Origin of the sequence: Nostoc sp. (assembly GCF_036917775.1) — a bacterium.
Classification (GTDB): domain Bacteria; phylum Cyanobacteriota; class Cyanobacteriia; order Cyanobacteriales; family Nostocaceae; genus Nostoc.
The window spans coordinates 113,713-137,134 of record NZ_JBALEQ010000083.1; the positions used below are offsets into that span (position 1 = coordinate 113,713).

The following is a 23,422-nucleotide window of genomic DNA, read 5'->3' on the forward strand; positions in this document are numbered from 1 at the left end:
ATTTTTCAATGTACGATCGCATATTTGATAAAAGTAGATGCGATACTAAAACCTAAGAATTAGGAAACTCTAACTCACCACTTCCCCGTCGTAAATACGCTGTCTGGGATGCTAGATGTCCCTCCAACCAATTCTCCAAATCAACCATTACCTCTCGATAATTGAGGTCACGCTGAATTTCGTGATAGGCTTCTGGATACTCAATTCTCAGCTTATCTTTACAGTTTACCCGTTGAAAAAAGTTGTCGCTTCCCGCAGGTAAAGCCACTCGGTCTGCGCCACCGTGAAGAATCAATAATGGTAATTCCCAATCACCTGCGTGAGCATTAATCCAATCAACTGTTGCAAAAAATTCTGTAGCTAGACGAGCAGTACCAAGGGTATGTCGCAGTGTATCCTGAGCGATCGCAGCTAAAACCTGCGGATCTCTTGAACCAGCACTGATGTCAATGCCTGTATTCAGTGTGAAACGCGGCCACACCCGTGAGAGCAGTTTTCCTAAAAGCACCCGAATCGGTGAAATCCCAACTTTCCCCAAGGTTGGCGCAAGAGCGATCGCACCTTGCAAAACTGATGCTTGTTGGGGATAGCGCAGAATATAATCTAAGACAATCACCCCACCTAAACTATGACCCAAAAGAAAAATTGGGCAGCCAGGATTCTGAGTTTGAATTAACTGTAAAAAGGCTCCCAAATCTTCTCGAAACTCACTCCAAGCGTTGATATAGCCTCGCTGACCTGGTGAGCGTCCATGACCACGTAAGTCTAAGGCATAGATAGCATATTGTTTGGGTATCAAATGCTGAATTACATTACTGTAGCGATCGCTGTGCGCTCCAAGCCCATGCACAATGGCTAATATTGCCCTTACTTTACCCTCTGGATGCCAGCTTTGGTAATAGAGGTCAAGCCCTCCAACACCTTGGAATGTGCCTTCTTTACGAGACGCGATGCGATCGCTATGGTCAATCATCTGGTTAATTTTTTACGTATCTTCTCAGCAAGTTACTAATATGTCAACACTGATTGTATAAAAATAGCTTCTGACTATAGGAATCCGGTTTGATTTCTGAAAATATACGTAGGATGTGTTAGCGACAGCGTAACGCATCAAACCCATGATCATAGTGCGTTACGAACTCCGTTCTAACACACTCTACATACCTAATTTTGTTCAAAAATCAAATAGTAATCCTATATGAGGATAATTACAGCTAATTTATTTAAAATCTTGATAAGATTATTCCACAATTTCTAACCGTGGGTTGGTTAATAATATAACCTCAAGAATTATGATTTATTCATGGATTCAAGGAGATTTTTATCAAAAACTCTTCTAAGGTATCTGTTCAGGAAGACCAAGCTGATGGGGTAATTTCCGAAGTTCATACCGATTCGAAATCTAGCCATCAACAGGAAGATAGTAGACAATTAGAAACTTTAACTGCTGCAAGTATAAAACGGGTAAAAGAGGGTGTAGCTGCGGCTGGCGATGTCTACGACGGGCTACGCCTACGCGCTGTTCGCCAGATTATCGAAAAATAAGAACTATGTTAACGAAACCTTGAGCGTCATTACAAATTACGAACTTGTACTGAGCTTGTCCTGAGCGTAGTCGAAGGGCGTAGCCGTAAAGCCTGCGGCATAGCTACGCTTAGGGCGCAGCCTCTCGCAGAGAAGTATTACAAATTAGTGTTATTTTCCCTGCCACATCTGCCGTAATGACTGAAAAATCTTTACAAATTTCTCTTCTAGCCAGAGCATAGCATAATCAACCCATTCCAAAATTTGTTCTAAGGGATGTTTCTCATAGCCTGTTGAAGTTGCTTTGGTTTCTATCCAGTCTGGCTGTGCCTCAACTTGACTACTTTGATGAAACTGCTGTTGCAAAATTTCCTCTTTCCGAATCTCGCGTTTTGTTAGGGAAGTATGGGCTTGAGTTTGTTTTGCAGAAGAAACTTTTCCAGATATTTTTTGGCTTGAGGCAAGATTACCAGTTGCTTGTTTCCTTTGCACCAACCCAGATCCGATTTTAGGTTGTTTTACAGTTAAATTCTTTTGGGGAAAATGTCCTACTGATAAACTTGCAGCTAAAGCAGGATTTTGAACTTGAGAACCTCGCACTGATTTCTCAGCAACGGTTTCAGTGTCTCCAAATAAATCATTCCATGTTAGCCAAGGATCAACAGCTAAATCCTGGTTTTCCAATAGAGAGCTTTTAGACAAGGCTTTTCTAAAGCGTGATGAGAATAGTTTACCTGGCAATTGCCCATCACTAGTTGTTGAATCAAGTGTTTTTCTATTACCAACACCAAAAAAGTAATTAAGCGCCGCCTCAATCAAAGCATGAATATTCAGTGTATGAGTTTCTAAACCATCAGTAGTGGTTGCAATTTCTCCCCTAGCAGCTAATTGCTCTTTGCCATAAAGAAAAATATTTAGCTGAGTTTGGGCAACTTGAACAATTTCCTGGCTACGTTCTTGGACAGGTACTAAAGCATTTGACTCTAACTTAGCAACAGCTATATCTAGAAATGCTAATAATCTTTCAGTCTTAAGTAAATCTTTTGATATGCCCTCAGCTAAAGCTGGAATTTTGGTTGTATTTCCGTCAGTGAGTTTTGCTAATAAACGGTCAATCTGTGGTAATAGCTCCGTTTCTTTTTTGGCTATAATCAACCGCCAAGACTGCCAGTAATTAGCAACTTCGTTAATAATCCGATCTTCTAACTTTGCCTGCTGTTGGGGTGTCAAAATATCTAGAATTTCATTTTCGGTAGTAACAAGTACTAAACTCCGATTCATCAAATTTGTGGCAATTCCCCGCACTGCTGAAAAGTGCTGTTTTAGAGGGTTATCTAACTGTAAATTGATAATCTCCGCTTTATTCTCTGTAATACTTGAAGATTCTATATAATTTACATTATTTGTCGAGTTTTTATCAACAAACTTCAGCCGAAAAATTCCCAATAAAGCCAAGGGATTGAAATTTTCAGATGTTTTTGTAGGAGTGGAGACGGCTTCATCTGATAACACGTAATTGACTGCTTCTAGTACTTGTTGAATAGGACTATCAGCATTTGGAATTTCGGGCTGGAAATCGGTATTATTTGGTTGTAACTTTAGTCTCGTTTGTGGCTCTTTGGTCTGTAACGTTTTCCCGGATGATTCAGATGACTGAAACAGTAGATACACTGGGTAAAGTAGTGCCTCCACACCCCACTTAGTGGCAACTTGCAAATGCCGGAAGGTGTGTTCCCACTGTTGTGTCACCCGCCGAGATTGCTGGTGGACAAAGTTAAATAGTCTGCTTTGATAACGACCAGAGGAACCAGAAGACATAGTAGTAATTTTTTAGTTCAAGTCTTGTTAAGTTGTGAGACTCGCGCCAAACAATAAAAACAACCAACACCTCATCTTAGCGAATATATGACCCCGACTGTCTCTCAATCTCATACCAAAATCATCTCACAAGCAATTGAGCAACTGCGCTCTTTTTGCCAAGTTAATCTTCAGTCTAGCTGGCTATACCAGGAATCTGACCTGATTATTACTGATGTTGTCGCTGCTGATTTGTCTCATTGGCAACCTGTTCAGTTGAATGCTAAAGAACATATCGTTTGGACAGGTGGGAAAAATGTACTATGGCTAGTGCAAAGGTTGGTAGTACCCCAAGATTTACAGGGTTATCCTTTAGCTGGGTTATCTTTGCGGCTGGCGCTGGTTTGGTGGGCAGATTCTGCTGAGATTTATGTGAATGGGGAGTTAGTACTGGAGGGTGATTTATTTGATTGTTCGCCAAGAGTGCTTCTCAGTCAGGGGGTAACGCCAGGGGAAGAGTTTGTTGTGGCTTTGCGGTTAGTGAGTCCGGGACATTGTGATGGTGCTTTAGTGCGATCGCTCCTAGTTTATGAGTCTACTGTTGATAATAATCCCGATCCGGGTTTTGTGGCTGATGAATTAGCTGTGGTGCAACTTTATTTGGAAAAATTTGCGCCGGAAAAGTTGGATGTTTTGGTGGAGATGGTGGAGGAGGTTACGAACCGCGAAGGCGCAAAGGACGCGAAGGAAGAGTTAGCAAGAGCGTTTTTGTCTCTACGCCAAAATTTAATTCAATCCGACATCTTAGCCCCACTTTTGAAGGGGGGTTGGGGGGATCAAAAATCTAAAATTTTCTTGTTGGGTCATGCTCACTTAGATTTAGCATGGTTATGGCCTGTGAGTGAAACTTGGAATGCGGCGCAAAACACTTTTGAATCGGTTCTAAAGTTGCAAGCAGATTTCCCTGAGTTAATTTTCTGTCATTCGACTCCCGCACTTTACGCTTGGATTGAAGAACATCGCCCGGATTTGTTTCAGGCGATTCAAGCACAGGTGGCCTCTGGACGTTGGGAAGTTGTCGGCGGAATGTGGGTGGAACCGGAACTCAATCTAATTGCTGGTGAATCAATAGTCCGTCAGCTATTGTATGGTCAACGCTATATTCAGGAAAAGTTTGGACAGTTTTCAACTATGGTATGGGTTCCAGATACTTTTGGTTTCTGTGCAACTTTACCGCAGTTTTTCACTAATGCTGGAATTGAGTATTTTGTCACCCAGAAGTTGCGGTGGAATGATACTACTAAATTTGATTATGGGGCTTTTTGGTGGCGATCGCCTGACGGTAGCGAAGTCTTTAGTTTGATGTCTGCACCTATCGGTGAAAGCATTGACCCAGTTAAAATGGCATCCTACGCTCTGGAATGGCAATCCCAAACTGGTTTATCAGAATCCCTCTGGCTTCCCGGTGTCGGCGACCACGGCGGCGGCCCCACTCGTGATATGTTAGAAACCGCCCAACGCTGGCAAAAGTCACCTTTCTTTCCAGACTTAGAATTCACGACAGCTGAAAAATATTTACAGCAAATCAGAAGGAGGCAGGAGGCAGGAGGCAGGAGGCAGGAGGCAGGAGGCAGGAGGCAGGAGGCAGAAGGCAGAGGTTCTGATTCTCCGTCATTTCCTACTTGGAATGACGAACTATACTTAGAATTCCATCGCGGTTGCTACACTACCCACGCAGACCAAAAACGTTGGAATCGTCGTTGTGAAAATTTATTGTATGAAGCTGAACTATTTGCTACCTTGGCAACCATAAGCTGTGGTGTGACATATCCGAAAGCAGAAATTGAAGCAGCTTGGAAGCAGGTTTTATTTCAACAGTTTCATGATATTTTACCTGGTTCTTCAATTACTCAAGTTTACACAGATGCGTTACCCCAGTGGCAGCAAGTGGAACAAGTCGGAACGAAGATATTACAAGAATCACTTTTAGCGATCGCATCTCACATTACCCTATCAGAACCACCAAAACCCAATAGTTTACCTATTTTCGTTTTCAATTCTCTCAATTGGCAGCGTTCTGAGGTAGTTTCTATAGCCTTACCCACAACACAAGAATGGCAGATTTACGATACTTCAGGTAAGCAGCTTGTCTCTCAATTATCTGAACCATCAACTCTACTATTTCTCGCCACCGAAATTCCACCCGTTGGCTACCGCATATTTTGGCTTTCCCCCTCGTCTCCAACTCTGCAAGAAGCTAAAGCTACATCCCCCTCACTCCTCCCAGACTGGATTTTAGAAAATGAATTCTTGCGAGTTGTTATCGATCCTGATACTGGAGATTTATCAAGTGTTTTTGATAAAACTTATCAACGAGAACTTTTGAGTGGTGCAGGAAATCAACTACAAGCTTTTAAAGATAGCGGTCAATATTGGGATGCTTGGAATATAGACCCCAATTATGCCCAGCATCCCTTACCCTCAACAAATCTTCAATCTATTCAGTGGCTAGAACAAGGGCCAGTGCAAAGTCGTGTGCGCGTGGTGCGCCAATTGGGTGAATCGGAATTTTGCCAAGACTATATTTTGCAAGCTGGTTCACCTTTACTGAAGATAGCTACCACCGTCAATTGGCAAGAAAATCATGTATTAGTAAAAGCTGCTTTTCCTCTAAATATCGAAGCAGACTTTGCTACTTATGAAATTCCCTGTAGCGCGATTCGCCGCCCAACTAAACCGCAAACCCCCGCAGAACAAGCAAAATGGGAAGTCCCCGCTTTGCGTTGGGCGGATTTAACAGGAGAAACACAGGAGAGTATTTACGGAGTTAGTTTGCTAAATGATTGTAAATACGGTTACGACAGCAACCCAAATCAACTCCGCCTAACACTGCTACGTAGCCCTAATTGGCCAGACTCAGAGGCTGATAAAGGTTTTCATGAGTTTACATATACCTTGTATCCTCATGCTGGTAGCTGGGAATCAGCCCATACAGTACGGCGTGGCTATGAATTGAATATACCCTTACAAGTCATATTGAATTCTACTAATGAAAACCTACCTGAAAATCCTTCCCTTTCTACTGGTAAAGATGGGTTGGGGGTGAGTTTCCTAGATTTATCAGCTGAAAATTTAATCTTGATGGCCTTGAAGCCATCTGAAGATAACCCACAGGAGTTAATTCTGCGGTGTTATGAATGTCACGGAGAAACAGCCGAGTTATCTTTGCAAAGTAATTTAGGGTTAAATCTAGGAGATACAGTAGATTTGTTAGAGCGTTCCTCTACTACTGAATTCTCATCTGGGCAACAAATTTTAACAATACAGCCTTGGAAAATCGCCAGTTTCAAGGTAATACCAGCGATTAATCCCAGGCTGGAGTAAGCCACTATTGCTCTGTCAGTGGTCAGTTGTGGTTTTCCAATGACCAATGACAAATGACAAATGACCAATGACTCTTTTAATCTTCGTGATCGTCAAACGGATCGTTCAATTCCTTGCTAGGAGGGCCAAAAGAGGTATAAATTGAAATTCCGGTGATGGCAACCACCACGGCGGCCATAGAAATGCTAAGAACTATTGCGGGTTCCATAATTGAGGGATAGATGATGAGTGCTATTCTTATAGAATATTACAGAAGATTAAAAAAAGCTTTGGCAAGTAATATTAGGTGAACTATGGCACAAAGGACTAGGTTGGGAGATATCCTGAAACCACTTAACTCTGAGTATGGAAAAGTGGCTCCAGGTTGGGGTACTACCCCTGTAATGGCTGTTTTTATGGCGCTATTTTTTGTGTTTTTGCTGATTATTCTGCAACTTTACAATAGATCACTCTTAGTTCAGGATGTAAATGTCGATTGGCGGAGTTTAGGACGCTAACAGATACACCGCGATCAAGTTTGGATAACAAGTTAAGTTACACCCGGTTCTTCCGGGTTTTTTTGTGAATGGTCAGTGCATACTAACTATTGAGTAGACTACATAATATATGAGTTTCTGTAGTGGTTCTATAGTTGACAGGAGACAAAAATGAATATATTTGGTATCGGTCTGCCGGAAATGGGTGTAATTATGGTAGTGGCGCTGTTAATCTTTGGGCCAAAGAAGCTACCAGAAATTGGCCGGAGTGTTGGCAAAACAATCCGTAGTTTCCAAGAAGCTTCTAAGGAGTTTCAAACCGAGTTTCAAAAAGAAGCAGAACAGTTAGAAGAAGCTGTCAAGACTACTGCTGAATTGGAACCTAAGCAAATCTACCCTGCTAAATCGGAGCAGGATACTACCGCTAGTTCTTCTCAACCTAGCTAGTAGTTTGTCTAATTAGTTACCAAGGGTGAACAAGTTCGTAGTAAGGACTTTAGTCCTGGATTTTAAGCACTGAAGTACTTACTACAAACCCTCAAAACTAGCTTAGACATGGTACTAGTTGAGTGACGCATATCAATTGACCATAGGCAAAATGACAGAAGCTGTTACGCAACCAGCTTTGGTGATTCCACAACTAATTGTTGGTTTGGGGAATCCAGAAAGCAAGTATGACCAAACACGCCATAATATCGGCTTTGCTGCTGTAGAAGCCCTCTGCCGTTCTTGGCGCATTTCCTTGGCAGAAAACCGCAAGTTTCAAGGTGAGTATGGCGAGGGTATGGCCCCAGGTGGAGGTAAGATTCGCTTGCTAAAGCCGTTAACTTATATGAATCGCTCAGGACAGTCAATTCAAGCGGTGACAAGTTGGTATAAATTACCGCCTGAGTCAGTGCTGATAATTTATGACGATATGGATTTGCCTTTGGGAAAAACTCGGCTGCGCTTATCTGGTTCGGCTGGGGGACATAACGGCATGAAAAGTGCGATCGCACATCTGAGTACCCAAAACTTTCCCCGTTTACGAATCGGTATTGGTAAACCCAAAGGTGCAGCTGATAACGATGATTCTAATACTGTCTCCCACGTTCTGGGGCGATTCTCCTCTGCCGAAAATCAGCAGATGTCTCTTGTACTTCAGTTCGTGGTTGAGTGTATTGAACTAAGTCTCAAGCAGGGAGTAGAAAAGGCGATGAATGTTTGTAATAGCCGCACCATTAATAATTCTGAGTCTTAGGGGCCAGTTTATTTGCTAAAGGCGTTTATTTTGGTTGATGGGCAGCGATTTTAGCTAGCTCCATCCAACCGAAATAAAGCCTTTAACACGCTTTACACCCTAATTGAAGTGCGGCATAGTTTGCTTAATTTTTGTAAGAATCATGGCGATGTCTAGGAAGGTCTACGCCTAAGCACTATTGCCTGTTTTAGGTCATAACCTCAAGCAACGCCATATTACACCAAATAGGTTTATTTAAAAGTTCTTTTGCGTCTAGCTGCCACTGCCTTACGTTTGCGTTTTTCAATGGGTGTTTCAAAGTGCCGATGATATTTCACATCAGCTAATATCCCAGCTTTGGAAACCTGACGTTTAAACCGACGCAAAGCTGAGTCTATTGCTTCATTCTCTCCAAGAATCACTTGGGTCATTCTTGTTTGTTCCTCATAATCAACATTTTCCATTGTAATAGTAGCCTCAACCTTAGTAAAACCCCCCGATCTAAAGTCATCATTAAGAGGCTATCCATCCAGTTGACAAGGATTATGTGTGCCTGTCAAACGTCAAATTGGCACTTAACTAAAAGTTAATTTAAGCGCTCTAATGCACTCTCAGCAATAGTAGAGCAGATAGAGAAATATATAATGTCAAATTTTCCTAACTTTAATATGAACTAGCGACAAGCTAGGTTTGGCTACCATCGCAATCCTAAGTTATTAGTGAGACAGAAAATCCCCAACTTTTTTGATAAGTTGAGGAACTTTGTCTTTCAATTCTCATTAATAAAATAAGATTGCTATCGCAAATATGATAAAATTTGATTATATTTCAAAACTTTAAAAGTTGATTCTGCCCTCATTCAATAATTTATATCCAGTTGCTAATGCGCCGAAAGCAACAAATAGATTCCATAAGCTAGTTGATCTGAAAATTACTCCACCACTCAAGAAAACTAGTACTATCGCAATACCTAACAAAATCCATCCAAGCTGACTAGCTTCTCTGCGATAAAACACCAATGTAAACACACCTGCCATAATCGCTAATACGGAAACTGTCGCTGGTAATCTGCTGGAAAAAGGTATGTAGTAATCCCTAACAAATATAATATTTTGACCAAAAAAGTATAACCCTGTGAAAAATAAGATTAAACCTATAAGTTTTATTAACAATCTGCCCATAATATTTTTATATTTTTAATATCTGAAGACAGTTTTAACCCGATTTGTAGGAGAATTTTTAAACCGCTACTAAATTTTACGGGAAATTGATTGAATTTAAGTGAATATACTGAATGTAAGCCCAGACTGGCTAAAGATGCCAGTACAAGTAATGTTGATTACATGAAGTAGTCCTTGCCAGGGTGCGATCGAGGTGCTTTAATAGCGATGTCTGACGACAAGAAGTAAAGCTTCTACGCATTCCGCAAAATAGTTTTACTTATAAAATTATGTACAAGACGCGCAGCGACTCGACATCGCTGCTGGTGTTCATAAAATTACAGACTCAAAACATTAAACTCAAAGATATGACAAGCTAGTAGCATATCTTTGACACTAAATTCTCCCAAAAGCTGAATAGGAGTATACATGGAGCCAATTATTGCTATAGTTTTAGCCCTTATAGGTTATGCGTTAGGTTCTGCAAAACTGATTAATCAAGGAAATGAAGCCTTAGTCGAACGCTTAGGGCGGTATCATCGGAAACTTAAACCTGGGCTGAACTTTATTGTTCCCTTGGTAGATCAGATTGTGATGGAAGATACTACGCGAGAGCAGTTTACAGACATCAAACCTCAGAATGTGATCACCCAAGATAATATTTACGTAGAAGTGGATGCTATTGTATACTGGCGTATTCGAGATATTGAGAGAAGCTTTTACGCGATTGAGGATCTGCAAGGAGCATTAACACAGATAACCACAACTACGCTCCGAGAAATCATTGCCCAAAATACCCTAGAGCAGACCAACGTCTCTAGAGCAGAGATGGACTCAGCTATATTAGATCAGTTGAATCATGTAACGGCAGATTGGGGAGTTGAGATTCTCCGGTTAGATATTCAGAGAATTACCCTACCTGAAAGTGTACGAAAGTCTAGAGAAGAGGAGCAAGCCGCCGTCATCAAAAAACGGGCGTTGATTACCGAAGCCGAAGGGGAAAAGGAAGCTGCGATTAAGAAAGCAGAAGGAACTATGGCTTCAGTGCAAATCATTTCTCAAGCTCTCCGTTCCAATCCAGATAGTAGAGATATTTTGCGGTATCTCGTGGCTCAAGATTACGTAGATGCTAGCCAAAAACTTGGTGAGAGTGCTAATGCCAAAATTGTTTTTGTAGATCCAGCTAACTCAAGTGAAATGTTTCAGGAGTTGATAGCCGAGTCAGTAACACAAGAAGGTAACGGCAAAAAAAACGAAGAACGGTAATACCTAGTAATCATGCTGTATAGGTTGTCTTAATAGGGCATCGGCTACTAGGGATACATCGTGCATTTCTTGAACATCGTGAACTCGGAGGATATCAGCGCCATTAAAAATAGCAGCACAACAAGCTGCTGCCGTTCCCCAAACTCTTGCTTTGGGATCTGGTTGATTTAAAATGCGACCAATGAAACTTTTACGGGATGCTCCTACCAAGATAGGACAATTGAGTGTTGTTAGCGATCGCAAGCCGCGAAAAATTTCTAAATTTTGTTCATAGTTCTTAGCAAAACCAATACCAGGATCAATAATAATTTTATCCAGATCGATGCCCGCAGTAGTTGCTACCTCAATTTGCCGAGCCAAAAAACTAGAAATTTCACCGAGCAAATCTTGATAATCAGTTTGTTCTTGCATCGTCTGTGGTGTGCCACGGATGTGCATTAAAATAATCGGCACACTTAACTCTGCAACTGTCGGCAACATTTCTGAGTCAAAAGTGCCACCAGAAATATCATTAATAATATCTGCTCCAGCTTCTACAGATGCCTTGGCTACAGCCGCACGGGTTGTATCTACAGAAATCGGGACTGAAATTTCTGGTCTTAGCACCTGTAACACCGATAATACCCGGTCAAGTTCCTCCGCCAGAGTGATTTGCTTTGCCCCTGGCCGAGTTGATTGACCACCCACATCGATAATGTCAGCACCAGCCGCGACCAGTGCTTGCGCCTGCACTAAAGCCGCAGAGGTAGTGTTAAACTCACCCCCATCACTAAAGCTATCAGGCGTTACATTCAAAATACCCATCAAATAAGTTCGCTGTCCCCAATCGAAACAGCGTCCTCGAATTATTAAGTTGCTTGGCATAAATCTACATTAGGCATTCCCATGCTCTGCATGGGAACGAAAATAAGGCACATTACACTAAGTGAAAATTCACAATCCGAGCGAAACTCTCAGGTTCTAAACTTGCTCCTCCCACTAAAACGCCATCGATTTCTGGTTGAGCCATGATTTCATCAATATTATTTGGCTTCACTGAGCCACCATATTGAATTGATACATTTGGATTACTCAACTGGCTCCGAATTAAGCCAATTATTCGATTAGCTTCCACTGCTTCACAAGTTTCACCAGTGCCAATTGCCCAAATTGGCTCGTAGGCAATCACCAAATTATTCTGATCGATATCTACCAAACCTTTGTCGAGTTGGAGAGCAATCAATGATTCAGTTTCTCCTGCATCTCGTTGTTGTTTAGTTTCGCCAACACAGAGAATTGGGGTCAAACCAAACCTTTGAGCAGTTCGGAGGCGCAGATTAACGGTTGCGTCCGTTTCACCAAAGTATTGCCGTCGTTCGCTATGACCGACAATCACAAAGCGTACACCGCTTTCTGTCAGCATCGGGCCAGAAATCTCACCTGTATAGGCTCCAAATTCTTCCCAATGGATATTTTGTGCCCCCAGTTGGATAAGGCTACCGTGCAAGGTCTTGGACAAAACGCTTAAATCAGTGAACGGAGGACACAATATTATTTCTCGCCCTTGGGGGGTTTCCTCTAAGTGGGGCAAAAATCCTTGCAAAAACTCCTGAGTCTCTGCCTGGGTTTTGAACATTTTCCAGTTGCCGGCAATAACGATTTTCCGCACAGGTAATTTAGTCAAGATCCTAACGCGTTATATTTAGATGCATTTTTCAGTTTATGACTTTTTGTTAGCCATTACTCATTGGTCATTAGTCATTGGTCAAGAGTTATTCTCCTCTGCTCCACAAACCCCTGTTAAAAATAATTAGGATAAGAGACGGGGCTAATCAAATAAATCCCAAATCTCAAATTGATATGACTTCGATATTACCCGTGCCTGAACCTGATCAAAGCGATTCTGCTAACACTGACGCAAATTCCGTTAGTTGGGAGGAAGAACTGGATAGCGCTATTTTCAGTTTTGAAGACATTCAGACAGAACTGAACTATAAACAAGCACAAACCGCGCTGCGAAACTTAGTAGCCAATCTCGACCTCACCCCCCAAGAAAAAAGCGGATTGGAAACGGAAATTGCTGATTTGGAAACCATGCTGGGGAAGTTAGACCGCATGGTGGTGCAGATTGCAGCTTTTGGGATGGTAGGGCGTGGTAAGTCTTCGCTACTTAATTCTTTGGTGGGACAAACAGTATTTGAAACAGGGCCGCTGCATGGTGTCACTCGGACTGCACAAACAGTTAATTGGAGTATTAGTGAAGAAGCCATTGGAGAAACTGAACGGGCTTTGCGGGTTACTCTCCCTGGTGTAGGTCAATCGCAGGTGGAATTGATTGATACTCCTGGGTTAGATGAAGTAGATGGTGCAACCCGTGCTGTGTTAGCTGAACAAATTGCGAAACAAGCAGATTTGATTCTGTTTGTAATCTCTGGCGATATGACGAAGCTAGAATACGCCGCCCTTTCTCAATTGCGGGAAGCAGGTAAACCGATCATTCTGGTGTTTAACAAAGTAGACCAGTATCCAGAAGCAGACCGGATGGCAATTTATCACAAAATCCGAGATGAAAGGGTACGGGAATTACTTACACCTCTAGAAATTGTGATGGCTGCGGCATCGCCATTAGTGAAGACGGCGATTCGTCGCCCTGATGGTACTAGGGGCATACAGCTGCGTACAGGGAATGCCCAAGTCGAGGAACTGAAGCTGAAAATATTGGAGATTTTGCACCGTGAGGGTAAAGCCTTGGTTGCTCTTAATACTATGCTTTATGCCGACATTGTAAATGAGCAGTTAATCGAACGAAAACTAATGATTCGGGAACAGAATGCCAATCAGTTGATTTGGAAGGCTGTGATGACTAAAGCATTAGCGATCGCACTTAATCCCGTAACTGTGGTAGATATTCTGAGTAGTGTGGTCATTGATATTGCTCTAATTTTAGGTTTATCTAAGCTCTATGGCTTCTCCATGACCGAATCTGGTGCTGTACAACTGCTACAAAAAATCGCCCTGAGTATGGGCGGAATTGGTGCTAGTGAATTGTTAGCAAACTTGGGTTTGAGTGGATTGAAAACTTTACTTGGTATCTCTGCAACAGCTACAGCAGGTATTGCCCTTGGCCCTTATATATCGGTGGCACTCACGCAAGGGGGAGTAGCTGGTGTTTCTTCTTACGGGATTGGGCAAGTTACCAAAGTTTATTTAGCCAACGGCGCGACTTGGGGGCCTGATGGGCCGAAAGCAGTAATTAATCGCATTTTGACAAACCTGGATGAAACTTCAATTCTCAACAGGATTAAAGATGAATTACTCCATAAGGTAAAACTCAGAAAGTGATGTATAAACTTATTTTAAATGCTTGTATTTTGCTCAAGCCAAGCAACTAAATCAGATACATTTGAAAAGTCTAAAAATTCTTCCCCTAATTGTTCCAATTGTTCAGTAGATAAGACTTGAATTCTCTCAAATATTGATGAATCGATTTCTCCAAATCGCCGATTTAACTGACGTTTTAAAAAGCGAAAAGTTTCTTTTTGTTCTCCCTTCTGCAAAATATCCTGATAAATCACTGATTATCGCATAATATTTTCTCGCAATCAAATAAGTTATCCAATATTTTGGGTTGGGTATCTTGCCCTTGGAAGTGCCTTAGTTGATTGTATTTTGCTCAAGCCAAGCAACTAAATCAGATACATTTGAAAAATCTAAAAATTCTTCTCCTAATTGTTCTAATTGCTCAGTAGATAAGACTTGAATTCTCTCAACTATTGATGAATCGATTTCTCCAAATCGCCGATTTAACTGACGCTTTAAAAAGCGAAAAGCTTCTTTTTGCTCTCCTCTTTCTTCTCCCTTCTGCAAAATATCCTGATAAATCACTGATTCTTGCATAATATCTTCCCGCAATAATTGATGAATAAAATCTTTCTCAAACTTCAACCCTGCTAAAATCTCGGTGTAAGCAGCAGTATTTTGTCTTGTCTCAATATCTGTAATTTTAGCAATTTCTTTGGCAACCTGCGATAGTAGTACTTGGGCTGAATCTGTTCGCGTTAACGGTGCTAAAGGTAATAACGCCAGATTGTTAAGAAATAGTGCTGAATCTTGTTCCCACATTCGGATAACTCGATAACGGTGGGTTGTGACTTCGCTAACATATTCTTCGGTAAAAGCGATTTCATTACTTGTCTCTTGCAAGAAAATCACTACCTGCGTAACAGGAGCTTGATATTTCCTTGTCAATCGGACATAGTAATCTAGCATCCGCAGAGAAATTGGTTTTGGGGATTTGATTGTGGTTTGAAATTCTAGGTGTAAAATCCGATTTTCTGTTTGCAGAAATGTCACCGAATCAGCACGTATCGGTTCGATGCTCAATTCAGTTTTTAAGATTTCAATTGTTCGTGGTTCTTGATTTAATAACCAACGGATAAAATCACGGGGATATTTTTCTGCAAGTATTTTACAAAGATTGTCATATTCTGCCATCTATTAAGAATCCTAAATAAGTTGTAAAAAATTTCCCCCCAAGATATCGGGGGGACTAAGAAGGTTAGCAACAATTTCAAATTCTCACGAATGATTTAGGATTGCTATATACAGAAGAAATTGCGCCTTCATCAACTTTTAGTTTCTACCTTTGAAAGAGTTTAGCCATTCTTGAACTTGTTCGCGGGCAATATCGCGCCCTCCAAGACCAAAGGCTAGGGCAATAGCAACTGCGATCGCACCGAGTAAAAGTCCAAAGGCTAAATTCACAATATCACTGGCAACTCCAATCTGTTGCAGTGCCATTGCAGAGACTAAAGCAATAATGGCAATCCGCGCTACTTGTCCCAAAATCTCTGCTTGACGTTCGCCGGAACTGGTAATGATGTTAAAAGCTAGATTTGCCAGGAATAAGCCAATGGCAAATATCACCAATCCCGCCAAAATTCGCCCAAATATAATCACAATACCAGACACTAATGCTGTCAGGGCTGGAATATTCAAGATATTCACCGCCGCCACCGTTGCAAACAGCATGATACCCACTAAGGCAACAATACCCACAAATTCTGATGGAGTGCGGCTTGGAACATGGGCAGTTGTTGGTTCAGTTGAAATTTCGATGCGTCTAGTGGGTGTTGTCAGACCCAAAATAGTGAAAATGTTGTTAAAGCCTAAATTGGTGAGGATACTTGTAACTAAATCCGCTACAAACCGCCCCACAAAATAGGCAACAATTAAAATTGCCACGGCTGTAAAGATGGCAGGGAGAGCGTTGAGAACCTGTTGTAGCATGGCGATCGCTGGGACAGATATCGCATCAATTCGTAAAGCATTAAGCGCTGCGATCGCTACAGGAATCAAAATCAAAACATAGATAATTGTGCCGATAATATTCGATAGAGGTTGCACCCCCGCAGCCGTAGATAATCCTAAGCGACTACCTAAATGGTCGATACCAGTTGTCGCCAATAAGTTCGTTACAATTCGCCGTACTACATTAGCGATGAACCAGCCAACAACAGCAATTAAGATCGCCGCTAAAATGTTCGGTAGAATTAGCAGAACTTCTGTAATGAGAGCTTGTACTGGTTGTAAAGCCTGCCTTAGTCCTAAACTATCTAAAACTGGGGCGAGAAACAGTAAAAATATAAACCAATACAGAGCATTAGCAATCGTCTCACTCAGAGACAACTGATTTAGACTGGGTGCGCTGTCTTCTGGTTCTGGATTCAAACGCTCATCCAGATTAAATGCCTGTAATGAGCGCACAGTGATAATCTTCACAATGGTCGCCAAAAACCAGGCGGTTGCCAAAAGGATTCCCGCGCCAACCAAATTTGGCAAAAAGCCAATAAGTTGATTGAGAAAATTATTGAGGGGTCGAGAGGCTACTTCCAGATCCAACGTCTGTAAAACAGCTACCGCCGTCAATAGAATAATGCTCCAAAAGACTAAGCTGGAGATTAATTTCTCCACCTGGGGAACATCTTGACGACCCGTTATCCCTGCGGCAATGCGATTATCTATGTTTGTGCGCTTGAGGATTCCTTGGGTTACTGCTGCTGCGATCGCCGCAATTAGCCAACCTACTAACAAAATTGCTACTGCCCCCAAGAGACGGGGCGTAAACAGAATTATCTGTTGAACAATACCTTTTACATCAGCGATTCCTTGATTCACTGCTGGTTGTATCGGTTGCAGACTGGGCGATTGTGCCAAAAATTGCTGCACCTTCATAGGCAAACCAGCTTCTATCACCTGGGTTATTCCTTGCCAAGTTGTATTCATGGTTTTCGGGAATTAAGCTTAAGTATTAGCCGCAAACACTGAGTAAGTGTTTTGCCTATCAATTTACCAGTAAACACATACATATATATAAGAATCCAGTTTGATTCCTGTTCGCGCAGCGTGGGGTAGCCATATTTACTTACGTGGGCAGGGAACAGGGAATAGGGAATAGGGAATAGGAAAGAAGAGATAGATCCGTACTGAGTCTTTTTCAAAAATTAAATAGTAGTCCTAATATATTGATATCAAGAGTAATTTTTGATTGTGTTACCAAATATTTGATTTAATCTACTGGAAATGGCGAATTTTGCGTTACTCTAATTGCAGCAACAGCATCGAAAATCTGCAATGCCTCAAGTTTTGGAGCAATCGATTCAAATTAATGCTACAGCTACGTTGGTAGAGCGCTGTATTAGCGATTTAGCTCTCATGCAACGCTGGCTCAACCCTGTCCTCCGTTGCGAACCTGTGGGTGAATCTTGGAGTACTGATGTCGGCAGTAAAAGCCGTTTTATCATTCAAATTCCTCTACTGAAACCTACGTTGAATAGCGTAGTTGTGGAACGACAACCGGGTTTGGTAGTCTGGGAATTTCAGGGATTTTTTCAAGGGCGCGATCGCTGGGAATGTCAACCCACAGAAAAGGGAACGCTCCTACTAAACCGTTTTGAGTTCGATATCCCTAACCCCTTAGTCAGTTGGGGTTTCAATACCTTTGCCGCATCTTGGACAAAAGAAGATATGCAAGCCCAACTCCGCCGCCTGAAACGAGTCGCAGAAAATTTGTAATTGGGCATTGAGCAGAAAAAGGCAGAGGAGTAGGGAGCAGGGAGCAGGGAGTAGGGGAGACAAGGGGATAAGGGGACAAGGGGACAAGGGGACAAGAGGTGAGAACTTGAAACAAGTCTTTCCCCTTGTCCCCAATTCTCCTTGTCCCCAAGTCCTCTTGCCCATTCCCCATTCCCCATTCCCCATTCCCCATTCCCCATTCCCTAATCCCTAATCCCTAATCCCTCCCCAATTCCGTAAGTAGCCGCCGAATTACCGATGCATCTTGGGCATCAGGAACTTTTGCTAAATAATGTTGTAAATCGTCTACGGCTTGGGGGTAGTTACCAAGTTGATAGGAGATTAAGCCGCGATCGCGCAATTCTAAAGTTACATTAGGAAACAGCAACAAAATTCGTTCAATTGCTGCCAGCGTTTTTTCTAACTCTTGTTGTTTGAGATAAATAAATTTTATATTTGTCAGCATCCTTGCCAAAAATTGCCGATTACTGACCACGGCTAAAAATTCTGGTTGTAGCGTCACGGGTTGCTGATAAATTTGAGATAGCCTTTCCTCACAATCTTGAGCAAATATTATTTCACCGCCATTGAAGGCATCCACAAAAATTTCTATATCTGGAACATCTGGGCGGATCAAGAAATGCCCAGGCATTCCCACACCCACCATCGGGAAATCAATTCGTCTGGCAACCTCTAGGTAAAGTAACGCTAAGGTAATAGGAATTCCTAGTCGGCGGTCAATTACATCATTGAAAAAACTGTTGCGTGGGTCGTAATAGTCAATCTTATTACCACAAAACTTTAAATCATCGTACAAGTACTGGTTAATACTTTGAACTATCCGCAAAGGATATCGTGAGTCTGGCAGGCGTTCTTGAAGCTCCCATGCCATTGTATCAAGGGCGTTGAGATATTCCTCTGGATCTAACTTGGGATATTCTTCTTGGGCAATATACAAAGCTGCCTTTGCTAGGTCAATCTGCTCGTCAGCCTGCTGAATCTCTTGGTAAAAATATTGTCGTGCTGACGAGAAATTCATAACCTGTAGTTTTAATTTTGAGTCTTCTCCAGTCCCTATGCTAAAACTTACCTTAATTTTAATCCCCAAGCCCCAGTCTTAAGGATCAATTTATGGCGTAGAGTAGGGTCGTTCAGTGCTAATCTGAAAGGTGACATTGCTTAATTTTATGTCTTCTCCGACCTTATCTGAAATATAGCTTCACTCATTAGGCGCAGCATGGTCACAACCGCAGAAAAAACAAACATTGGCTACATTACCCAAATCATTGGCCCAGTTGTAGACGTTAAATTTCCCGGCGGGAAATTGCCACAAATCTACAACGCTTTGAAAATCAAAGGCACCAACGAAGCTGGGCAGGAAATCAACATCACCGTTGAAGTACAGCAACTGCTGGGCGACAACCAGGTGCGGACTGTTGCGATGAGTTCCACCGAAGGCTTAGTGCGCGGTTTTGAAGTGTCCGATACAGGCGCTCCCATTACCGTGCCAGTTGGTAAAGCCACCTTGGGCCGGATTTTCAACGTCCTTGGCGAACCTGTGGATAATAGGGGCCCAGTAAATGCTGAGGCAAGTTTACCCATCCACCGCTCTGCTCCTAAATTCACCGACCTGGAAACCAAACCTTCGGTGTTTGAGACTGGGATTAAAGTTGTTGACCTTCTGACTCCCTATCGACGCGGCGGTAAGATTGGTCTATTCGGCGGTGCTGGTGTTGGTAAGACCGTAATCATGATGGAGTTGATTAACAACATCGCTACCCAGCATGGTGGAGTATCCGTATTTGCTGGCGTGGGTGAACGCACCCGTGAAGGTAATGACCTTTACAACGAAATGATTGAATCTGGGGTTATCAATAACGAGAACCTCAACGAATCAAAAATTGCTCTAGTTTACGGTCAAATGAACGAACCACCCGGAGCTAGAATGCGGGTTGGTCTTTCGGGATTGACAGTAGCAGAGTACTTCCGGGATGTGAACAAGCAGGACGTACTGCTGTTTATTGATAATATCTTCCGGTTTGTACAAGCAGGTTCGGAAGTATCCGCGCTATTGGGTCGGATGCCTTCTGCGGTAGGATATCAGCCTACATTGGGAACCGACGTAGGTGAATTGCAAGAGCGGATTACCTCGACTACAGAGGGTTCCATTACCTCCATTCAAGCAGTATACGTACCTGCGGATGACCTCACAGACCCCGCACCTGCTACTACCTTCGCCCACTTGGACGGAACCACAGTACTGTCTCGCGGTTTGGCTGCTAAGGGGATTTATCCCGCAGTTGATCCACTTGGTTCAACTTCTACGATGCTTCAGCCAAATATTGTAGGTGAAGAACACTACAATACTGCGCGGGCGGTGCAATCAACTCTGCAACGTTACAAAGAACTCCAAGATATTATCGCCATTCTCGGTTTAGATGAATTGTCTGAAGAAGACCGTCTAATCGTGGCACGGGCGCGGAAAGTTGAGCGCTTCTTGTCTCAGCCGTTCTTCGTAGCAGAAGTATTTACCGGTTCTCCTGGTAAGTATGTGAAGTTGGAAGATACCATCAAAGGGTTCCAAAAAATTCTGTCTGGTGAGTTGGATGCTCTGCCAGAACAGGCTTTCTACTTGGTTGGCGATATTAACGAAGCGATCGCTAAAGCTGAAAAAATCAAAGGTTAGTCATTAGTCATTTGTCATTGGTCATTAGTCATTAGTCGTTAGTCATTAGTTCAACTGCTAATGACTAATGGCAATTACGAAAGACATAAATGACAAAGGACGAAGGACGAAGGACAAAGGACAAAAGACAAATGACATTAACCGTTCGGGTAATTTCCCCAGATAAAACAGTCTGGGATGCTCCAGCAGAAGAAGTAGTTTTGCCTAGCACAACTGGTCAACTAGGTATCCTCACTGGACACGCACCACTTTTAACCGCCCTGGATACTGGTGTAATGCGAGTCCGTGCTGCAAAAAATCAGGGTTGGGAAGCGATCGCCCTTTTGGGTGGCTTTGCCGAAGTCGAAGAAAATGAAGTGACAATTCTGGTTAACGGCGCTGAACGTGGCGACAAAATTAACCTAGAAGAAGCTCGTGCTGCTTACAACCAAGCAGAAGCGGGACTCACTCAAGTTTCAGCAGACGATCGCCAAGCCCAAATCAAGGCAAATCAAGCTTTCAAACGCGCCCGCGCTAGGTTTCAAGCTGCTGGCGGTTCGGTCTAATTTAACTTTATATTTCAACTTTGTAGGTTGGGCAATGTCCAACCTACAAATTATTTATTAATTTTTCAAAAAAATTACGTCAAGTTTAAGAAATCGAGGCAAGCCCTGCTGAAGTGTTAACTTAGCTAATTAGTTGCCCAAATGGGCACAAATTATGAAAAGCTTTTCATCTTTGCTTGGTACTCGTAAACAAAATAAGGTAGCTCGTTTTGCGGCCTCTATCGTAGCAACGTTAGCGCTCGCTGGTGGTATTCATTCTGCCAATGCTACTTCTGTTAAAACAACTACTGCAAAAGAAATAACTTCGGCATTAGTCCAGCGAAATCAGACTACACCAAATATTGCTCAGTTACCAATCAGCAGGAATCAATATCAATCTGCTGGAATTGATCCTGTTGTACTAGTTCCTATCCTACTTGTCGGCGGTTTCGTCATATTCGTCCCCCTATTCTTTGGGGGACTTGTAGTGATTGGTGAACGTGAAGTTGGTATTGTAGTGAGGAAATTTACCCTTTCTGGGCGTGGACTACCCGCCGGCAGTTTGATTGCCCTCAACGGGGAAGCTGGCTTGCAGGCAGATACTTTAGCTCCTGGTTGGCACTGGGGCTATTGGCCTTGGCAATATTCTGTAAAGAAAGAATCGGTAATTGTGGTTCCCCAAGGGGAAATCGCTTTGATTGTGGCAGCAGATGGGGCATCCAACCCACCAGAGCGGATTTTGGGGAAAATCGTGGGTTGTGACAATTTCCAAGATGCTCGGAAATTCCTTACCGAAGGTGGAGAAAAAGGGCGGCAAATGGGTTTTCTCACCGCAGGTACATACCGGATTAATACCGCCCTGTTTAAAGTCATCATGGCATCAAATGCCAGCGCTCATGGCATGGCTCCAGAACAGTTGCGGGTGTACAGTCTGGCATCAGACAAAGTTGGCATTGTCACTACCTTAGATGGTGTGCCAATTTCTGCTGGTGAACTCGCAGGCCCGATAATTGACGGACACGACAACTTCCAAAATGGTCAGAAATTTATTAATGGGGGTGGACGGCGAGGTTTACAAGAACAGACTTTGCTTTCTGGTTCTTGGAACTTGAATCCTTGGTTTGTCCAGGTTGAACAAGTGCCGATGACCGAAATTCCCATTGGTTATGTGGGTGTGGTAATTTCCTTCGTGGGTAAGGCACATCAAGATGTCAGTGGTGCAGCTTTCACCCACGGTAACTTGGTGAATCAGGGACATAAGGGCGTATGGGTAGAACCGCTATATCCTGGTAAGCACCCGATTAACTCTCGGATCATGAAGATTGAACTCGTGCCAACGACCAACATTGTCTTAAACTGGTCGGGTCGGACTGAACGCCACAGCTATGATGCTAAACTGGCTTCTTTAACAGTGCGATCGCGTGATGGGTTTGCTTTTGATTTGGAAGTAGCGCAAATTATCCATGTCGGTGCTTTAGATGCTCCGAAGGTAATTTCCCGCGTTGGTGCCATGCAAAATTTGGTAGACCATGTATTAGAACCGACCATTGGGAATTATTTCCGCAACTCAGCCCAAGACTATACTGTACTAGACTTTCTCACCGCTCGGAGCGAACGACAATCTGAGGCTGCTGAGTATATTAAAACAGCATTGCGGGCTTATGACGTGCAAGCGATCGACACCCTGATTGGTGATATTCTACCACCAGCGTCACTAATGCAGACACAGACAGACCGGAAGATTGCCGAAGAAGAACGCAAGACTTATGAAGTCCAGCAGATGGCGCAAACCCAACGGCAGCAGCTTGTTCGGGAAACGGCACTCGCTGATATTCAGCAAGAAATGGTGAAATCGGAGCAGAGTGTGCATATTGCTGACCTGAAAGCCCAAGCCCAAATTAAACAGGCCAACGGTGAAGCCGAAGGTACAAAACTCCGGGCAATTGCTGAGGCTGAAGGTATTCGGGCCACAGGTAATGCTAAAGCTGAAACCTACCGCGCTGGTGTGGAAGCTTTGGGTTCCCAAGGTTATACAGCAATGCAATTAATGCAGATTATAGGCGATCGCCATGTCCGCTTAATTCCAGATGTCTTAGTTGGCAGTAACGGCAGCAATAACGGTTTAGTGGACGGACTATTATCCATGATTTTATGGAATCAAACTGGTAAAGGTGAATTGACACCAACACCTTTGCATCCGCAACCAGTAGTTACCCAAACACAACCAACCACAGAAAACGGTCTTCCACCGATAGTTGTGAATTTTCCAGTAGATAAGTAATAGCCGGTAGGGTAGCACAGCTTTGCTACCCTACGAGAAACGCAATTTAAAA

20 protein-coding genes and 1 pseudogene are annotated in these 23,422 nt (G+C 42.8%); 10 read left to right on the top strand and 11 right to left on the bottom strand.

Annotated features, from left to right (window positions below; translation table 11 throughout):
• Positions 1-52: 52 nt before the first annotated feature.
• Entirely contained in the window at positions 53-973 is a 921-nt protein-coding gene (locus V7K69_RS15800) for an alpha/beta hydrolase (protein WP_335035915.1), read from the bottom strand.
• A gap of 722 nt (positions 974-1,695) precedes the next feature.
• Positions 1,696-3,342: a hypothetical protein gene (locus V7K69_RS15805; protein WP_335035917.1), complete on the bottom strand. Its 1,647-nt coding sequence runs from the start codon at positions 3,340-3,342 to the stop codon at positions 1,696-1,698.
• Positions 3,343-3,429: 87 nt separating this feature from the next.
• On the opposite strand from V7K69_RS15805, the gene V7K69_RS15810 reads away from it, so the two are divergent.
• Complete coding sequence (locus V7K69_RS15810) at positions 3,430-6,705, top strand: alpha-mannosidase (RefSeq protein ID WP_335035919.1); 3,276 nt, start codon at positions 3,430-3,432, stop codon at positions 6,703-6,705.
• Between the two features lie 76 nt (positions 6,706-6,781).
• On the opposite strand, the gene psbN is transcribed toward V7K69_RS15810, so the two are convergent.
• Positions 6,782-6,913, bottom strand: a complete 132-nt coding sequence (gene psbN, locus V7K69_RS15815; protein WP_012410654.1) for a photosystem II reaction center protein PsbN — start codon at positions 6,911-6,913, stop codon at positions 6,782-6,784.
• 85 nt (positions 6,914-6,998) lie between these two features.
• Here psbN and psbH point away from each other — a divergent pair, with 85 nt between their 5' ends.
• The 3 genes from psbH to pth all read left to right on the top strand — a co-directional run bounded on the left by psbH (position 6,999) and on the right by pth (position 8,421).
• A complete protein-coding gene (gene psbH / locus V7K69_RS15820; protein WP_094327589.1) occupies positions 6,999-7,202 on the top strand; it encodes a photosystem II reaction center phosphoprotein PsbH in 204 nt (67 codons plus the stop codon).
• A gap of 150 nt (positions 7,203-7,352) precedes the next feature.
• Positions 7,353-7,628, top strand: a complete 276-nt coding sequence (locus V7K69_RS15825) for a TatA/E family twin arginine-targeting protein translocase (RefSeq protein WP_179074104.1) — start codon at positions 7,353-7,355, stop codon at positions 7,626-7,628.
• 151 nt (positions 7,629-7,779) lie between these two features.
• The gene (gene pth / locus V7K69_RS15830) at positions 7,780-8,421 is read left to right on the top strand and encodes an aminoacyl-tRNA hydrolase (RefSeq protein WP_335035920.1); all 642 of its coding nucleotides are present in this window, start codon (positions 7,780-7,782) and stop codon (positions 8,419-8,421) included.
• 230 nt (positions 8,422-8,651) lie between these two features.
• On the opposite strand, the gene rpsU is transcribed toward pth, so the two are convergent.
• Both rpsU and V7K69_RS15840 read right to left on the bottom strand, forming a co-directional pair.
• Positions 8,652-8,831, bottom strand: a complete 180-nt coding sequence (gene rpsU, locus V7K69_RS15835; protein WP_012410658.1) for a 30S ribosomal protein S21 — start codon at positions 8,829-8,831, stop codon at positions 8,652-8,654.
• Between the two features lie 405 nt (positions 8,832-9,236).
• Positions 9,237-9,581, bottom strand: a complete 345-nt coding sequence (locus V7K69_RS15840; protein ID WP_335035923.1) for a hypothetical protein — start codon at positions 9,579-9,581, stop codon at positions 9,237-9,239.
• A 408-nt stretch (positions 9,582-9,989) separates the two neighbouring features.
• Here V7K69_RS15840 and V7K69_RS15845 point away from each other — a divergent pair, with 408 nt between their 5' ends.
• Positions 9,990-10,826, top strand: a complete 837-nt coding sequence (locus tag V7K69_RS15845) for an SPFH domain-containing protein (RefSeq protein WP_335035925.1) — start codon at positions 9,990-9,992, stop codon at positions 10,824-10,826.
• A gap of 3 nt (positions 10,827-10,829) precedes the next feature.
• On the opposite strand, the gene folP is transcribed toward V7K69_RS15845, so the two are convergent.
• Positions 10,830-11,690, bottom strand: a complete 861-nt coding sequence (gene folP / locus V7K69_RS15850) for a dihydropteroate synthase (RefSeq protein WP_335035927.1) — start codon at positions 11,688-11,690, stop codon at positions 10,830-10,832.
• A gap of 52 nt (positions 11,691-11,742) precedes the next feature.
• Positions 11,743-12,474, bottom strand: a complete 732-nt coding sequence (gene tpiA / locus V7K69_RS15855; RefSeq protein WP_335036104.1) for a triose-phosphate isomerase — start codon at positions 12,472-12,474, stop codon at positions 11,743-11,745.
• A 191-nt stretch (positions 12,475-12,665) separates the two neighbouring features.
• On the opposite strand from tpiA, the gene V7K69_RS15860 reads away from it, so the two are divergent.
• Positions 12,666-14,147 carry a GTP-binding protein gene (locus V7K69_RS15860; protein WP_335035929.1) on the top strand — a complete coding sequence of 494 codons (1,482 nt, stop codon included), beginning with the start codon at positions 12,666-12,668 and terminating at the stop codon, positions 14,145-14,147.
• Positions 14,148-14,161: 14 nt separating this feature from the next.
• Here the strand turns inward: V7K69_RS15860 and V7K69_RS15865 are convergent.
• From V7K69_RS15865 to V7K69_RS15875, 3 genes and pseudogenes are all read right to left on the bottom strand, one after another.
• A pseudogene (locus V7K69_RS15865) lies at positions 14,162-14,383 on the bottom strand (DUF4351 domain-containing protein); the annotation flags it as partial.
• A gap of 76 nt (positions 14,384-14,459) precedes the next feature.
• Positions 14,460-15,299: a DUF4351 domain-containing protein gene (locus V7K69_RS15870; RefSeq protein WP_335035931.1), complete on the bottom strand. Its 840-nt coding sequence runs from the start codon at positions 15,297-15,299 to the stop codon at positions 14,460-14,462.
• A gap of 138 nt (positions 15,300-15,437) precedes the next feature.
• A complete protein-coding gene (locus V7K69_RS15875) occupies positions 15,438-17,090 on the bottom strand; it encodes a mechanosensitive ion channel (RefSeq protein ID WP_335035933.1) in 1,653 nt (550 codons plus the stop codon).
• A gap of 348 nt (positions 17,091-17,438) precedes the next feature.
• Here V7K69_RS15875 and V7K69_RS15880 point away from each other — a divergent pair, with 348 nt between their 5' ends.
• The gene (locus V7K69_RS15880; RefSeq protein ID WP_335035935.1) at positions 17,439-17,879 is read left to right on the top strand and encodes an SRPBCC family protein; all 441 of its coding nucleotides are present in this window, start codon (positions 17,439-17,441) and stop codon (positions 17,877-17,879) included.
• A gap of 217 nt (positions 17,880-18,096) precedes the next feature.
• Here V7K69_RS15880 and V7K69_RS15885 read toward each other — a convergent pair whose 3' ends face one another.
• Positions 18,097-18,918 (bottom strand): SirB1 family protein, encoded by an 822-nt coding sequence (locus tag V7K69_RS15885; RefSeq protein ID WP_335035937.1) that lies wholly within the window; start codon positions 18,916-18,918, stop codon positions 18,097-18,099.
• A 198-nt stretch (positions 18,919-19,116) separates the two neighbouring features.
• Between V7K69_RS15885 and atpD the strand changes: the two genes are divergently transcribed.
• From atpD to V7K69_RS15900, 3 genes are all read left to right on the top strand, one after another.
• Entirely contained in the window at positions 19,117-20,565 is a 1,449-nt protein-coding gene (gene atpD / locus V7K69_RS15890) for a F0F1 ATP synthase subunit beta (RefSeq protein WP_114081954.1), read from the top strand.
• A 131-nt stretch (positions 20,566-20,696) separates the two neighbouring features.
• Positions 20,697-21,110, top strand: coding sequence for an ATP synthase F1 subunit epsilon (gene atpC, locus V7K69_RS15895; RefSeq protein WP_335035939.1), 414 nt, complete (start codon positions 20,697-20,699; stop codon positions 21,108-21,110).
• 154 nt (positions 21,111-21,264) lie between these two features.
• Positions 21,265-23,370 carry an SPFH domain-containing protein gene (locus V7K69_RS15900; RefSeq protein ID WP_335035940.1) on the top strand — a complete coding sequence of 702 codons (2,106 nt, stop codon included), beginning with the start codon at positions 21,265-21,267 and terminating at the stop codon, positions 23,368-23,370.
• Positions 23,371-23,422 lie beyond the last annotated feature (52 nt).